The organism is Paracoccus caeni (assembly GCF_016629665.1).
In the GTDB taxonomy this organism is placed as follows: Bacteria; Pseudomonadota; Alphaproteobacteria; order Rhodobacterales; family Rhodobacteraceae; genus Paracoccus; species Paracoccus caeni.
The window spans coordinates 1-14,057 of the sequence record NZ_JAEPRQ010000015.1 but is presented as its reverse complement, the minus strand read 5'-3'; the positions used below and the strand labels follow the sequence as shown (position 1 = coordinate 14,057).

Annotated in this window: 16 protein-coding genes; 3 read left to right on the top strand and 13 right to left on the bottom strand. The window is 63.8% G+C overall.

Features of this window, described 5'->3' with window-relative positions; translation table 11 throughout:
• Nucleotides 1–15 precede the first annotated feature (15 nt).
• From JJJ17_RS19915 to gfa, 5 genes are all read right to left on the bottom strand, one after another.
• Complete coding sequence (locus JJJ17_RS19915) at nt 16–1,821, bottom strand: methanol/ethanol family PQQ-dependent dehydrogenase (RefSeq protein WP_200689611.1); 1,806 nt, start codon at nt 1,819–1,821, stop codon at nt 16–18.
• Nucleotides 1,822–2,062: 241 nt separating this feature from the next.
• Nucleotides 2,063–2,530: a c-type cytochrome gene (locus tag JJJ17_RS19910; RefSeq protein WP_200689609.1), complete on the bottom strand. Its 468-nt coding sequence runs from the start codon at nt 2,528–2,530 to the stop codon at nt 2,063–2,065.
• A 34-nt stretch (nt 2,531–2,564) separates the two neighbouring features.
• On the bottom strand, nt 2,565–3,404 hold the full coding sequence (gene fghA / locus JJJ17_RS19905; protein WP_407673386.1) for an S-formylglutathione hydrolase: 840 nt from the start codon (nt 3,402–3,404) through the stop codon (nt 2,565–2,567).
• 8 nt (nt 3,405–3,412) lie between these two features.
• A complete protein-coding gene (locus JJJ17_RS19900) occupies nt 3,413–4,543 on the bottom strand; it encodes an S-(hydroxymethyl)glutathione dehydrogenase/class III alcohol dehydrogenase (RefSeq protein WP_200689606.1) in 1,131 nt (376 codons plus the stop codon).
• An 80-nt stretch (nt 4,544–4,623) separates the two neighbouring features.
• A complete protein-coding gene (gene gfa / locus JJJ17_RS19895) occupies nt 4,624–5,205 on the bottom strand; it encodes an S-(hydroxymethyl)glutathione synthase (RefSeq protein WP_200689604.1) in 582 nt (193 codons plus the stop codon).
• 155 nt (nt 5,206–5,360) lie between these two features.
• On the opposite strand from gfa, the gene JJJ17_RS19890 reads away from it, so the two are divergent.
• The 3 genes from JJJ17_RS19890 to JJJ17_RS19880 are packed head-to-tail and all read left to right on the top strand — an operon-like array spanning nt 5,361 to nt 7,958.
• Entirely contained in the window at nt 5,361–6,164 is an 804-nt protein-coding gene (locus JJJ17_RS19890; RefSeq protein WP_200689602.1) for an ABC transporter permease, read from the top strand.
• Between the two features lie 10 nt (nt 6,165–6,174).
• Nucleotides 6,175–7,173: an ABC transporter substrate-binding protein gene (locus JJJ17_RS19885; protein WP_200689601.1), complete on the top strand. Its 999-nt coding sequence runs from the start codon at nt 6,175–6,177 to the stop codon at nt 7,171–7,173.
• Nucleotides 7,170–7,958, top strand: coding sequence for an ABC transporter ATP-binding protein (locus JJJ17_RS19880; protein ID WP_325168846.1), 789 nt, complete (start codon nt 7,170–7,172; stop codon nt 7,956–7,958). The genes JJJ17_RS19885 and JJJ17_RS19880 overlap by 4 nt, the downstream gene beginning before the upstream one ends.
• Here the strand turns inward: JJJ17_RS19880 and JJJ17_RS19875 are convergent.
• The 8 genes from JJJ17_RS19875 to JJJ17_RS19840 all read right to left on the bottom strand — a co-directional run.
• Nucleotides 7,937–9,037 (bottom strand): BatD family protein, encoded by a 1,101-nt coding sequence (locus JJJ17_RS19875; RefSeq protein ID WP_200689598.1) that lies wholly within the window; start codon nt 9,035–9,037, stop codon nt 7,937–7,939. The genes JJJ17_RS19880 and JJJ17_RS19875 overlap by 22 nt on opposite strands.
• Nucleotides 9,031–9,627 (bottom strand): tetratricopeptide repeat protein, encoded by a 597-nt coding sequence (locus JJJ17_RS19870; protein ID WP_200689596.1) that lies wholly within the window; start codon nt 9,625–9,627, stop codon nt 9,031–9,033. Before JJJ17_RS19870 ends, JJJ17_RS19875 begins: the two co-directional genes overlap by 7 nt.
• Nucleotides 9,624–10,544, bottom strand: coding sequence for a VWA domain-containing protein (locus tag JJJ17_RS19865; RefSeq protein WP_200689594.1), 921 nt, complete (start codon nt 10,542–10,544; stop codon nt 9,624–9,626). Before JJJ17_RS19865 ends, JJJ17_RS19870 begins: the two co-directional genes overlap by 4 nt.
• Nucleotides 10,541–11,482, bottom strand: a complete 942-nt coding sequence (locus JJJ17_RS19860) for a VWA domain-containing protein (RefSeq protein WP_200689592.1) — start codon at nt 11,480–11,482, stop codon at nt 10,541–10,543. Before JJJ17_RS19860 ends, JJJ17_RS19865 begins: the two co-directional genes overlap by 4 nt.
• On the bottom strand, nt 11,479–11,826 hold the full coding sequence (locus tag JJJ17_RS19855) for a hypothetical protein (protein ID WP_200689591.1): 348 nt from the start codon (nt 11,824–11,826) through the stop codon (nt 11,479–11,481). Before JJJ17_RS19855 ends, JJJ17_RS19860 begins: the two co-directional genes overlap by 4 nt.
• A complete protein-coding gene (locus JJJ17_RS19850) occupies nt 11,823–12,680 on the bottom strand; it encodes a DUF58 domain-containing protein (RefSeq protein ID WP_200689589.1) in 858 nt (285 codons plus the stop codon). The genes JJJ17_RS19855 and JJJ17_RS19850 overlap by 4 nt, the downstream gene beginning before the upstream one ends.
• The gene (locus JJJ17_RS19845) at nt 12,664–13,632 is read right to left on the bottom strand and encodes an AAA family ATPase (protein ID WP_325168845.1); all 969 of its coding nucleotides are present in this window, start codon (nt 13,630–13,632) and stop codon (nt 12,664–12,666) included. Before JJJ17_RS19845 ends, JJJ17_RS19850 begins: the two co-directional genes overlap by 17 nt.
• A gap of 226 nt (nt 13,633–13,858) precedes the next feature.
• A partial coding sequence (locus tag JJJ17_RS19840) for a transposase (protein WP_200689587.1) occupies nt 13,859–14,057 on the bottom strand: 199 nt, incomplete at its 5' end.

Below are 14,057 nucleotides of genomic sequence, written 5' to 3'. Positions count from 1 at the left end.
TTGTTCAGGCAAAGATCAATCGGGCAGCGAGAAGACCGTCAACTGACCGCCAAGCGCGGTATAATCTGACAGCGCCGCATAGCCGCCCACCGCGCCGAGACCGTCATTGGCATTGGTCAGACCCGCCGCAAGGCCTATCCCGGCCCAGCCGCCGATCCCCGACAGGACGCCGACATATTGCTTGCCCTCATGCTCGTAGGTGAAGACGTTGCCGATAATGCCCGACGGGGTTTTGAACTTGTAAAGCTCTTCCCCGGTCGTCGCATCGACCGCCTTCAGATAGCCTTCAAGCGTGCCATAGAACACGATGTCGCCATCCGTCGACAAAGCGCCCGACCAGACCGAGAACTGCTCGGGCAGCGACCACTTGATCTCACCGGCAACAGCGTCCCAGGCGATGAAGTTGCCCATCCCGCCGTGGCTGTCAGGGGCAGGGAACATCGACAACGTCGCGCCGACATAGGGCTGACCTGCCGCATAGCTGACCCGGAACGGTTCATAATCCATGCAGACGTGGTTGGTCGGCACATAGAACAGCCCGGTCTTGGGCGAGAAAGAGGCCGGTTGCTGGTCCTTGCTGCCCAGAGCAGCCGGGCAAACGCCGGTCGTGTTGGTATCTTCGCCGTTCTGGGCGGTCGAATATTCGGCGACGACTTGCGGGCGTCCATATTGATCGGAATTCGGATCCATCTCGACATGGGTTGCCCAGTTCACCGCCGGGTCGAATTTCTCGGCCACCAGCAATTCGCCGGTTTCCCGGTCAAGTGTATAGGCGAAACCGTTCCGGTCGAAATTGACCAGCAGCTTGCGCATCTGGCCGTCGATTTCCTGATCGACCAGAATATTTTCGTTCACACCATCATAGTCCCATTCGTCATGCGGGGTCTTTTGATAGAACCACTTTGCCATGCCGGTATCGGGATCGCGGGCCATGATCGTCATCGACCATTTATTGTCGCCCGGCCGCTGGCTGGGGTTCCAGGTCGAGGGGTTTCCGGTCCCGTAATAGATCAGGTTCAGCTCGGGGTCATAAGTGGTCCAGCCCCAAGTCGTGCCGCCCCCGATCTGCCACTGATCGCCTTCCCAGCTATTCAAAGAACTGTCGGCGCCGATCGGCTTGCCCAGATGCGTGGTGGTTTCGGGATCGACCAGCATTTCTTCGTCCGGGCCGGTCGAATAGGCACGCCATGCAAGAGTGCCGTCCGCGATATTATAGGCCGACAGATGCCCGCGCACCCCGTATTCGCCGCCCGAGATACCGATCAGAACCTTGTCCTTGACCACAAGCGGGGTGGCCGTCGCGGTTTCGCCCTTGGCGGGATCGCCGTTCACCGCGGTCCATTTCACCGCGCCGGTCGTCGCATCCAAAGCCACCAGCGTCGTATCGGCCTGGCTCAGGAAGATCGTGTCATCGGCATAGGTCAGACCTCTGTTGACGGTATCACAGCACATCACGCCGATCACATCAGGGTTCTGTTCGGGGTGATAGCGCCACAGGATCTTGCCGTCTTCGTTCAGGTCCAGCGCATAGACATCATTCGGAAACGGCGTGTGGACATACATCACGTTGCCCACCACCAGAGGCGAGCCCTCGTGCCCGCGCAGAACCCCGGTCGAGAAGGACCATGCCACCTGCAGATCGCCGACGTTATCCTTATTAATCTGATTCAACTCGGAAAAGCTGGTGCCGGAATAGTTGCTAAGCTGCATTGTCCATTGCTTGGCATCCGCCTGCCCGGCAAGGCTGGATTCGTTGGCGGCAGCCGGCATGGCTGCCGTCAGCAGCAAACCAGCCGTCAATCCGATCATCGATTTCTTCATGGTCATCCTCCCAGATGCACTACCGCGCCAGATACCCCGCTGCCTCTCTCCCCAAGATACAGACCGGATGGCTCTTATTCTGCTCTTATGAAACTTCCGGCCCGACAAACTGTCAATTCCGCTTAGCCCCGGTTGCAACCAAAGTATGACCCGTATTTTACCCCCGGAAACGCACTGTCCGTCGCCACGCCGAAAAGCCGCGCTGTGACGCGCGGCTTTTGGTTTTTTCCTGTGTCAGAAGTCAGTTCGCCGGTTCAGCCTCAGCCTCAGCCTCAGCCTCAGCCTCGGGCGCGGCAGGTTCTGCCGCCTCGGCGCCCGCCGGATTCAGGCTGATCAGATAGGCGATGACATCGGCGCGTTCTTCAGGTTTTCTCAGGCCGACAAAGGCCATCTTGGTTCCGGGTGCGAATTGCCGGGGGTTTTCCAGATATTTATCAAGCTCTTCCGGGGTCCAGACGTGACCCTCTGCGCCCATTGTCGTCATGACTTCGGAATAGGCATAGCCTTCAAACGAGCCGGTGACCCGGCCAACCACGTCATGCAGGTTCGGGCCGACCCTTGCCGGTCCATCTGCCTCGACCGTATGGCAGGCGGCGCATTTTCTGAAAACCTTCTCCCCGTTCGCGACATCGCCTTCCGCCCATGCCGGCGCGGCAAGGGCGGTGACCAGGGTGACGGCAAGGCTGCCATAGAACGTGCTGGACATCATTCTCCTCCTCGGATGTCTGGCAAACAGCGTCGCCTCAGGGAATGTCCCTCAGCCGCGCGGCGTGAAAGCGGATGTGATCCTCGATCACGCTTGCCACGTAGAAATAGCTGTGATCGTAGCCGTCGATCAGGCGGAACTCGGTCGGCTGCTGCCGCGATGCCGCGGCTTCGGCCAGCGCCTCGGGCTTCAGCAGATCAAGAAACTGGTCCTTCGCACCCTGATCGATCAGCACGGTATCGGGATAGCCCCTGTCGCGCATCAGAATGCTGGCGTCATGCGGTGCCCAGGTCGCCTCGTCTTCACCCAGATAGGCCGTGAACTGCTTGCGACCCCAATCGCTGTCCGAGGGGTTCGCGATAGGCGAAATGGCAGAGAGAGACCGATAAATCTCGGGATGCGTCATGGCGATGGTCAGCGCGCCGTGACCGCCCATCGAATGGCCGGTGATCCCCTGCCGGTCCCGATCCAGCGGGAAATGTTCGAAGACCAGTTCCGGCAATTCGTGAACGATATAGTCCCACATCCGATAATTCGCGGCCCAAGGGTCCTGCGTGGCATTCACATAGAAACCCGCCCCCTGCCCCAGATCATAGGCCGGATCATCGGCGATCCGGTCGCCCCGCGGGCTGGTATCGGGAAAGATCAACGCGATCCCCTGTTCCGCAGCCCAGCCCTGAGCACCCGCTTTGGTCATCGCATTCTCATGCGTGCAGGTCAGCCCCGACAGATACCACAGCACCGGGATCTTCTGACCCTCAGCGATCTGCGGTGGCAGATAGACCGCAAAGGTCATCTCGCAGCCGCAGACATCCGAGGCGTGGGAATACACCCCCTGAACGCCGCCGAATGACGCATTTTCGGATTTCGTCTCCATGACGGCGCTCAATATTCGACGACCGCGCGGATCGATTTACCCTCATGCATCAGATCGAAGCCCTTGTTGATCTCATCCAGCGTCAGCTTGTGGGTGATCATCGAGTCGATCTCGATCTTGCCGTCCATGTACCAGTCAACGATTTTCGGCACATCGGTCCGCCCGCGCGCACCGCCAAAGGCCGTGCCTTTCCAGATGCGGCCGGTGACAAGCTGGAACGGCCGGGTGCTGATCTCGGCCCCGGCAGGCGCCACGCCGATCACCACAGAAACACCCCAGCCACGATGGGTGCATTCCAGCGCGTCGCGCATGACCTTGACGTTGCCGGTGCAGTCGAAACTGTAATCCGCGCCGCCGATCTGGTCGAAATCGGTCTTGGTCATATCGATGATCTTCTGCGCGACCGAGCCCTCGATCTTCGAGGGATTGATGAAATGGGTCATGCCGAAACGCTCGCCCCATTCCTTCTTGTCGTCGTTCAGATCGACACCGATGATCATATCGGCCCCGGCCATCCGCAGCCCCTGAAGAACGTTCAACCCGATGCCGCCCAGACCAAAGACCACGGCCTTGGCGCCGATTTCGACCTTGGCGGTATTGATGACTGCGCCGATGCCGGTCGTCACCCCACAGCCGATATAGCAAATCTTGTCGAAGGGCGCTTCGGGATTGACCTTGGCCAGCGCAATCTCGGGCAGTACCGTATGGTTCGCGAAGGTCGAACAGCCCATGTAATGATAGATCGGCGTGCCATCCAGCATCGAGAAGCGGGTGGTGCCGTCGGGCATCAGCCCCTGCCCCTGCGTGGCGCGGATTTTCGTGCACAGGTTGGTCTTGCCCGACAGGCAGGACGCGCATTCCCGGCATTCCGGGGTATAAAGCGGAATGACGTGATCGCCGGGCTTGACCGAGGTGACGCCTTCGCCGACCTCGATCACCACCCCTGCCCCTTCATGGCCCAGGATCGATGGGAAAATCCCTTCTGGATCCGCGCCCGACAGGGTGAATTCGTCTGTATGGCAAATGCCCGTGGCCTTGATCTCGACCAGAACCTCGCCCGCTTTCGGGCCGTCCAGATTGACTTCCATGATCTCAAGCGGCTTGCCGGGGGCAACAGCAACGGCGGCACGGGTACGCATTCAATTCTCCTTTTTCGGCACGGGCAATCTGGATAAAGCGTCCCTGCACATCGTCATCCGACCCGCAGGGACAACAGGGATCACGCCGGAAGCGCGCCGGATTTCTTGGCAATATGGGTGGCGATCGCGTCCATCAGCGGCGGTGACAGCGCGTCATAGGGTTCCAGCCCCAGTTCCTTCAGACGGCCCCGGATACCTTCCATCCGTGAAGGATCGACACCGGATTCGATGACCGACGACACGAATGCCGCGAATTGCGGTTCAGACCAGCCGGATTGATCCGACAATTCGGTGTGGACGAAATCCAGACCGAAGAACGGATGCTCGCGGTTCTCGATCCGGCCATACATATGCGCGCCGCAGCCGGTGCAGGCATGGCGCTGGATCGGTGCCGCTTCGTTGACGATCTTCAGCTTCTCGGCATGCGAGGTGACGGTCACGTAATCGCGCCCGACAACGGCCACCTGACTGAAGACCGATCCGTCGGGTTTCCAGCATTTGGTGCAGCCGCAGACATGGTTATGCGCGGTCTGCGCGCCCACCTTGACCTCGACCTGATCGCTGGCGCATTTGCAATGCAGTGTTCCGCCCGCGAAACCCGGATCCCCCTTCTTGACCCCGTCATCCACGGCCGGGTGAATCTTCACGTTCTCGTAGGTCATGACTCATTCCTCCCAGTCATCGTGTTCATCCCCTGGATCATCCTGCCGCGCCCATCACAGGGCAACTCAGACAAAGGGTTGAGAAAGGGCAGCTTGCGCGCCTGCCCTTCCTGCCCGAAAATCCGGTCATGGAAGAAAGATCAGCAACCGTGTCGATGCCGAAGACGACCCGGACCGCAGGCGCTGTGACGCGCCGTTCCGGCGGGCGGGCAGACCTGTTGCTGACCGCCGCCCTGCGGCTTGGTTTTCTGGCGCTGCTGCTGGCTGTCTGGACTATCGCCGCCCGCATGGCCCCGCCGGGCCTTTTCGCCTCGCCCTTGGCAGTCGCCAAAGCCGGTTGGGCGATGATGGCCGAGGGACGGCTGTTGCCCGCCATCGCCGCCAGCCTGACCGTCTATGTGACAGGCTTTCTGCTGGCCGTCGGCTTTGGCAGCCTGCTGGGCATCGCCATGGGCACATTCCGGCTGCTGGGCCGGACGCTGGATATCTATGTCATGGCGCTGGCGGCGACGCCGCGGGTGGCCTTCATCCCGTTGATTATCGTGGCGCTTGGACTTGGGCTTCAGGCCAAGGTGCTGATCGTGTTTCTGGGGGCGGTGATGCCGGTGATCCTGAACGCCTATGCCGGCGTTCGCGCCGCCGATCCCGAACTGGTCGAGATGGCGCAGGCGACCGGCGCCAGCCGCAGCCGCATTCTGGCGCATGTCATTCTGCCGGGGGCGGTGCCCTATCTGGTCACCGGCGCCCGCATCGGCGCAACCATTGCGCTGATCAACACCATCGTCGCGGAACTTTACACGGCGATCAGCGGTCTGGGCGGTTTGCTGGCCATCTATGGCAGCCGTTTTCGCATGGCGGAATATCTGGCGGTCGTGGTGGTGCTGGCGCTGATCGGGGCAATCGTGACAGAAGCGCTGCGACTGATGGAAAAGCGTCTGCTGCGCTGGCGCGACGCATGAAGGACAAGCCATGAAGCAAGCCGCCATCCTGACCGCGCTGCTGGCCTCTCTTGCCCTGCCCGCCTTTGCCGATCCGTTTCGCCTGATCGTCTCGGATGCCGAAACCCCACTGGTGCCGAACTCGGTCATGGAACTGGCCTTGCAGGAAGGCTATTTCGACCGCGCCGGGGTCGAGGTGGAATTCGTCCGCGTTGGCCAGTCGCCGATGGTCATGGCCGCCCTGCGCTCGGGCGAGGGGGAAATGGCCAATGTGGCGCTGGAGACGCTGTTGCAGGCGGTTGCCTCGGGCGCGCAAGACCTGCGAGGGGTGATGTCGCCGAACAAGGCGCTGCCCTATCTGATCGCGGGCCGCAATGTCGGCGCAGTCACTGACCTGACCGGCAAGCGATTCGGCATCGGGCGCGTCGGCAGCGTCGATCACCTGCTGTCGCTGCGCGTCCTGGAGGCGGCGGGCGTCGATCCCGCCAGCCTGCAAATGGTCGCGCTTGGACAACCGCAGGCACGGGCACAGGCGATGCTGGCCGGGCAGATCGACGCCACGACGATGGGCATCGGCAGCTTCACCGCCATCGATCAGGATCCCGCAGTCTCGATCCTGATCGATATGGGCGATTTTTATGAAGCGGCGCCGGTGCTGTCAAAGCTGAACGTGGTTACCACCGAAACCCTTGCCACCCGCGGCCCCGAGGTTCAGGCGGTGATCGAGGCGCTGATCCTTGCCGCCCGCGATTTTCAGGCCAACCCCGAACACTGGATCGAGGCGATGCAAAAGGCCCGCCCCGACGTTCCGCCCGAAGATTTGCGTTTTCTGGCGGATGCCTTTGCCGGGTCATGGATGGTAAATGGCGGGCTTGATCTGGACGAACTGACCCGTTCGCAGGCATGGCTGCACGAGGGTGAAGATTTCAGCGGCCTGACCATTGCGCCGCCCGAAGCTTACGCGGACCCGGCGCCGCTCTCTGCGGTATTGGACCGGATCGGCATCAGCGCGGCGGGCGACGCTCCGTGATCGCAGGCGGATCAAAGCTTGCGGCGACCGGCCTTGCGCATCGTTTCGGGCCAATGGCGGTTCTGGAAGACATCGATCTTACCGTGAACAAGGGCGAGGTTCTGGCGGTTCTTGGCCCCTCTGGCTGCGGCAAATCCACCTTGCTGCGCCTGCTGGCAGGGCTGATCCGCCCCGCCGAGGGCAAAGTCACCCTGAACGATGCCCCGCCATCGCCGGGCAAGGGCAGCTCGATCGTGTTTCAGAACTACCGGCTGCTGCCGTGGAAGAACCTGCGCGACAATCTGGCCTTTGCCCTGCCCGACTGGCCCGAACCGCAGCGTCGCGAAAGGGTCGATCAGGTCTTGCGGCTGGTCGGCCTGACCCGGTTTGCGGAGACATGGCCCGCGAAACTCAGCGGCGGGATGAAACAGCGCGCTGCGCTGGCCCGCGCGCTGGCACCGCGCCCGGATTTTCTGTTGATGGATGAACCTTTCGCGGCGCTGGATGCGCAGGCCCGCGAATTGATGCAGCAGGAATTGCGGCAATTGGTCAGCGGGCCGGACGGTCCCGGCGTGGTCTTCGTGACCCATAGTGTCGATGAGGCGCTGGTGCTGGGCCACCGGATCATCCTGCTGTCGCCGCGACCGGGGCGTATCGTCGCCCGGCTGTCAACGCCAGATTGGGGCGGCGATCCGCGCGACCATCCCGACTGGCCAGAGCTGCGCCGCCGCATGTGGCAGCAATTGCGCGAGAGTGTGCTGAACGATCCGAATTCGGATTTCCATCATTTCGACGGGCGACCATAGATCGCGCGGTCCAGCCGGTCCCGCCTTTCGCGACTGGCACCGACCTCCTCTGCCAGCCGCCGCAGCGCCAGCAGATCGCCCCGCTGCCGCGCCCGCCACATCGCCCACCACGACCAAGGCGACCAGCGCGCCCGAAACCTGCGCATCGCCTGCCGCGTCGTCTGGGGCGCATAACGGGTGACGGCCAGCAGCAGACCTCCGATCAGCCCGGCCATCATCGCCCCGACCAACAGCCAGACCTGCCCCGCCTCAATCCGTCCGCGCGGCACCTGCCCGGTATAAAAGCTGGCGTAACCGATAAAGAGCGGCGGGATTTCGACCGTCTCGATCTGATGATTCACAGTGTTGAAATAGGGGATCTTCACCGGCTCCAGCATCCCCGGCTCGCCGGTATGCGGGCGGAATTGCCATGTCCAGACCGCTTCGGCGACCGGGCCTTCGGCCGTCAGGGTAAGGGTGCGTTCGACCGGGGCGGCAAAGGTGATAAGCCAGTTTTCAGATACGACCGGGCGCGGCGGCAGATGCTCGGGCAGCGCGCCCTTTGCCCGCAGCCGCACCGTGCGCACCACCTGTTCGCCATCGGCCAGATGCGCCGCATCGGTCGAAAGCTCGTCAGTCAGTTGCAAATCCGCCGCCGCCAGATGCCAGCCTCGCAGCGCCGGAAATTCCCCGACCGAGACCGTCAGCGGCTTCGCCTGAACCACCACATCCTGCCTTTGACTACGCTGGTCGATGATCGTCAGATGATGCCGGACAGGGCCGAATTGCAGCGGACCGGACCGCTTCGGCCATAGCGCAAGATGCCGCTCCATCACGATCCAGGGCAGCCCGTCGATGCGTTCCTCTCGCCAGTCATCGGGGCGGGTCTGGATCCAGTCAAAGGCGTCGGTCGGATCGATTTCCAGTTTCTCGTTGGCGATCTTGCGGTCATAGACGGCACGGATGGTGACATTGATCATCTCGCCCACCACAGGCCGATGTGCCGAAGGTTCGGCAAGGATCGTCAGGGTCAGATTGCCCTCGGCCCAGACCGGAAGCGCCAACCAGACCGCCATCAGCCAGATCGCAACCCTTACCACGGATCCCCCTCCTCGGCGGCGGTCAGGCCCATCGACATGCGACGCTTGTGTTCCTCGGCCAGCCGCAGCTTCAGAAATTCGCCGGGATCGTCCTGTAGATTGACCAGCCAATCCTCATCCGCGACCCGCCGCCCTTCATCCAAAGGTCGCCCAAGCCGCTTGATTTCATCGACAGGAGAGCCGCCCGGCACCGCAATCGCTTCGGCGGCGATCCTGCCCGCATTATTCGCCAGCCCCTGAACCGGGGGGACCAGCGCATCAACGGCATTGCGGTTTTCGCGCGCCTCGCTATCCGCGGGATTGGTGAACAGCACGGCATCGAAATAGGCGCGGGACAGCGGATAATCCCCGGTCGCCGCCAGCGACAGCCCGCGATTATAGGTCGAACCACGCCCGGCCCGGCGGAAGGCATCATCGGCCCCCGGATAATCGCCCGCCAGATACAGCGCCACGCCCTGCACCGCAGGATCCTGCAAAAGCGGCGCGGCAAGCCCCGGCATATCCGCGATCATCAGCAGCTTTGCCAGCGGCGCCTTGCCGGCAACGCCAAGGGCCAGAAGCCCCGCCAAGGCCAGCACCAGCCGGATCATCGCCGCCTCCGAAACAGCGGCAGCAACGCGACCATCGCCAATGGCAGCAGCCACGGCCCGAAATCGCGCAGCCTGAGTGAGGCAGTCTCATCGCGTGCGAAACGCGCCGTGCGGGCGGCGGCGATCCGGTCCATCAGCGCCGGAACCTCGGACGCCGCAAGTGCCGCGCCACCGCCGGATCTGGCCAGTTCCTCCAAACCCGCAAGCGACGGCGCGGGCGCGCCCTCGGCGTTGCGGGCCAAGGCCAATGCCCAAACCCGCGCCCCGTCCGAGCGCAGCCGGGCAGCCTCTTCCGCAGCGCGAAAGCCGGTGCCGCCGCCATCGCTGATCACCACCAGATCGGCACCGCCAATCCCTGCCCCGCCCGAGGTGAACAGATCCCGCGCCATCGACAGCGCGATATCCGGGCGGCTGCCCGCCACGGGCACGGTGTCCCGGTCCAGAACGGCAATGGTGCCCTGCAAGCTCATCGCATCGGTGGTGGGGGTAGAGGCCAGATAGCCATCGGCAGCATAGACCATCATTCCAACGGGCCGGGTGCCGGCCAGCGGCAGGATCTCGGCGGCGGCGGCCTGAAGTGCGCCCAAGGCCTGCGGATCGGCAACGACCGAGGGCGACAAATCCAACATCAGAATGATCGGATCAAGCTCGCGCAGCTCGATACTGCCGGGACGCTGCGCCGCCGGACCGGCCAGCGCCGCCACCATGATGACGGCGGCGGCAAAGGGCAGCAACAGATAACCATTGCCGCGCCCGTCGATCAGCAGACCCATCCGGCGAAGCGCGGGCAACAGGGCCGGATCGATCTGCGCGGCCCATCCGCCTGCAATCCGCCGATAGCGGACCAACATCGCCAGCGCCAGCAGCGGCAAAAGCAGCAGCAGGGCAAAGGGACGCAGCAGGACAAGATCGCTCATGTCTCTCGCACCACCCCGGTAAGGCAGGTCAGAACAAGCGCCAGCAACGCGGGCCAGATCCACATCGGGCGCGGCATGGCGACCGCAGGACGCTCGGACGGGTTCGGCTCCAGCCGGTCCAGCGCGCGGGCCATCGCCTCAAGATCGGCGGTGCTGCGGACCCGGAACGTCTCGCCACCCGCGGCTTCTGCGATATTGCGCAAGGTCGCCACATCCACGGCATCGCGGGCCGCGGGCCGGGTCTCCAGATCCTCGGGGCCAAGGGCGACGGTGTGGATACGCACCCCATGACCCGCGGCCAAAGCGGCCACCTGCGCCGCATCCAGCCGCTCGGCGGTGTCGCGCCCGTCGGACAGAAGCACGATCACCTTCGAGGTCGACGGCTCGGCCATCACCCGCTTCAGCGACAGGCCCAAGCCTTCGGAAATCGCCGTCGAACGCCCGGTCAGACCGATTTCGGCCTCTTCCAGCGCCCGGGCGACCGCAGGCAGATCATGGGTCAGCGGTGCCGCCGCATAGGCACGATCGCCAAAGATCACCAGCCCGATCCGATCCCCGGTCCGCGACCGGATAAAGCTTTCCGCCACCCGTTTCACAGCGGCAAGACGAGTCACCGTTTCGCCGTCCAGTGCGAAATCCGGGGTAATCATGCTGCCCGACATATCCAGCGCAATCACGATGTCGCGCCCCGAGGCGCTGCGATCCGGGACCATCTCGATCCGCTCGGGTTGGGCAAGCGCAAGGCACAGGCAGGTCCAGATCGCCGCCAGCAGCATAACACCCCGCCATTGCGCCGGACCAGCGGCCTGTCGGGCGGCGCGGGCAATCCCGTCGGGCAGGATCATCGCTTGCCCGGCTACGGTTCGCGGCGGCAGCAGCCGCGCCAACAAAGGCAGCGGCAGCAACAGCAGCGCAAGGGGCAAAGCCAGCGTCATCATCGCCGGACGCGCCTGATTTGCGCCTCTAATGCGGCGGGATCACCCCCCTTGCCCGTATAGATCCTCTGGCGCTGTTCCTTGGTCAGGGTGCCGCCCCGCTCGGCCAGCAGCCTCACCAAGGCCAGCTCCCGTTCCTGCGGCGGCAAATCGGCGGCGGCGCTGATCCGTTCGGCGATCCCGGGCAAAGGCACCCGCCTGCGCAACATCGGCGACAGGATGGTCAGCACCAGTGCCGCCAGCAGCAGCCCCACTCCGAACGCCGCCAAAAGGTCAGCCACGTTCCATCCGGCAAAGGCCTCGGGCAGACGTGGTGGATGCAATGACCGTAGCAGATCGGGGTTCATCTGACCGCCCCCGAAGCATAGAGCCGCTGCACCCTTTGCCCCGGCTGCGTCAGTCGCTCTGCCCGGTCGTCACGCATGTCGGGCAGACCCGCGAAGCTGCCATAAGCCGGCCCGTCCGGCCCCAGATACGGCAAGGCGCCCTTGGGCGGCGTCAGTTCAAACGCGTCCTCGACAAGGATCAGCCGCAGCGGCCCACGCGCGCGAAGGGCGGCCAGCGCCGCGTCCAGCCCCTCGCCCTCGTGATCAAGCCCGGTCGCCAAAACGATCCCTGCCCCGCGCGGCACCTGACGCGCCGCCCGCAGCAGATCGGGGGCGAGCGGACGCACCTCACCACGATGCGCCACGGCACGTTCATGCGCGCGGGCGATCGCGCCTGCCACCTCGGCCATCCCGCGATGGCGGGGGCGCGGAGCCTGCATTTCCGGCCCCGCATCGGTCAATGCGACCACGCCCACCGCGCCCCCGTCCAGCACCGCAGCCCAACCGGCCAGCACCAAAGCCTCTGCCGCCGCGACCGAGCGCAGCCGTCCTCGCGTTCCCCACAACATCGGGCGGCGGAAATCGGCGATCAGCATCAGCGTGCGTTCGCGGTCTTCGTGAAAGCTGCGGATTTGCAGGCTACCGGTCCGGGCGGTGGCGGCTGCATCCAGATGGCGCGGATCGTCGCCTTCGGTGAAGGGCCGGATCTCGCGGATCTCATGGCCCTGTCCGCGTTTCGGCGTGGCCGTGGTGCCGGGCCTTTCCGCAAGGCTGGGCACATCTCGCATCTGTCGCGCCACCTGCGGCTCCAGCGCCATCAACGCACCGGCAGTCACCGCCGCCGGATCGATCCGCAGATCACCACGGCCGAACATGGGTCATCAGCCGGGCAATAAGATCGCGCGCGCCCAACCCTTCCGAGGTCGCGCGCCAGCTTGGGATCAGCCGGTGCGACAGGGTGTCGGCGGCCAAAGCCTCGACATCCTCGGGTAGCCCGTGATCACGGCCCAAAAGCGCCGCCCTTGCCCGCGCCCCCGCCGCCAGCGCCAAGGTGCCGCGCGGCGAAACCGCGTGTTCCACCAACCCCTCCAGCGGCCCGCCATCCGTCTCACGCGTGGCGACGACCAGCCGCACGATGAAATCCTTCAGCGTGGGCGCAAGGTAAACCCCGGCAACTGTTGCCCGCGCCGCCTGCAAATCCGCCTCGCCCAAGGGTTCGGCAGCGGGTGCCGGATCGGCCCGTTCTTCGCTTTCGACCAGATCAAGGATCGCGCGTTCCGCCTCGGCCCCCGGCAATTCAAGGTTCAGATGCAGCAGGAAACGGTCCAGTTGCGCCTCGGGCAGCGGAAAGGTTCCTTCATGCTCGATCGAGTTCTGCGTGGCCACCACCATGAACGGATCGGCCAGCGGACGGGTCACGCCGCCCGCTGTCACCTGCTGCTCTGCCATCGCCTCCAGCAGTGCGGATTGCACCTTCGGCGGGGCGCGGTTGATCTCATCCACCAGAACCAGATGATGAAAGATCGGGCCCGGCAGGAAATCGAAACGCGACTGATCGGGCAGGAAAACCTGTGTGCCGGTGATGTCCGAGGGCATCAGATCCGGGGTGCATTGAATGCGGGCGAAACTGCCGGTCAACGCTGCCGCCAGATGCTTGACCGCACGGGTTTTCGCCAGTCCTGGCGGCCCTTCCACCAGCACATGCCCGCCTGCCAGCAACGCCGTCATCAGACGTTCGACGAGCAGCTCATGTCCGATCAATGCATCGCGCACCTGATCCGACAATGAGATGATGGGGCGCAGCGCCTCTGTCAAATCTCTGGCCACGCCTACCCTCCCGATCAGTCTGCCATCGGGACAGATTGGCAGCCTTTCCCCGCATCGGCCATAGCGTCGGCGTCAGACTTTCGGATGATTCAAGGGGGTATATAGTCGCCAAGCGTGCGATAAATGGCTGGCTTTGTTCCAAGTTCGCCATCCGTAACTGCGACAGCCAAGATGTAGGTTCCAACCTGTCTCCCGTCAGAGCCGATGGCGCAGTCCTGAGGCTAGGTCATGTTGACGAATGGCGGAGCCATAGCCTGATGCAGGCGACGTCTACGAAGCCGAGGAAACTGTCTGCAGTTTTGTTGTAGCGGTTTGCCAGCCGGCGGCTGTTTTTCAGCTTGTTGAAGCAGCGCTCGACCATGTTGCGCAGGGTGTAGATGGTCATATCGACAGATTTACGCACCTTTCGGTTCTTTCGCATCGGG

Excerpts from the sequence above, each read along its gene's own strand:
- JJJ17_RS19915 (WP_200689611.1), bottom strand. The coding sequence starts at position 1,821 with ATGAAGAAATCGATGATCGGATTGACGGCTGGTTTGCTGCTGACGGCA.
- JJJ17_RS19910 (WP_200689609.1), bottom strand. The coding sequence starts at position 2,530 with ATGATGTCCAGCACGTTCTATGGCAGCCTTGCCGTCACCCTGGTCACC.
- fghA (WP_407673386.1), bottom strand. The coding sequence starts at position 3,404 with ATGGAGACGAAATCCGAAAATGCGTCATTCGGCGGCGTTCAGGGGGTG.
- JJJ17_RS19900 (WP_200689606.1), bottom strand. The coding sequence starts at position 4,543 with ATGCGTACCCGTGCCGCCGTTGCTGTTGCCCCCGGCAAGCCGCTTGAG.
- gfa (WP_200689604.1), bottom strand. The coding sequence starts at position 5,205 with ATGACCTACGAGAACGTGAAGATTCACCCGGCCGTGGATGACGGGGTC.
- JJJ17_RS19890 (WP_200689602.1), top strand. The coding sequence starts at position 5,361 with ATGCCGAAGACGACCCGGACCGCAGGCGCTGTGACGCGCCGTTCCGGC.
- JJJ17_RS19885 (WP_200689601.1), top strand. The coding sequence starts at position 6,175 with ATGAAGCAAGCCGCCATCCTGACCGCGCTGCTGGCCTCTCTTGCCCTG.
- JJJ17_RS19870 (WP_200689596.1), bottom strand. The coding sequence starts at position 9,627 with ATGATCCGGCTGGTGCTGGCCTTGGCGGGGCTTCTGGCCCTTGGCGTT.
- JJJ17_RS19865 (WP_200689594.1), bottom strand. The coding sequence starts at position 10,544 with ATGAGCGATCTTGTCCTGCTGCGTCCCTTTGCCCTGCTGCTGCTTTTG.
- JJJ17_RS19860 (WP_200689592.1), bottom strand. The coding sequence starts at position 11,482 with ATGATGACGCTGGCTTTGCCCCTTGCGCTGCTGTTGCTGCCGCTGCCT.
- JJJ17_RS19855 (WP_200689591.1), bottom strand. The coding sequence starts at position 11,826 with ATGAACCCCGATCTGCTACGGTCATTGCATCCACCACGTCTGCCCGAG.
- JJJ17_RS19850 (WP_200689589.1), bottom strand. The coding sequence starts at position 12,680 with ATGTTCGGCCGTGGTGATCTGCGGATCGATCCGGCGGCGGTGACTGCC.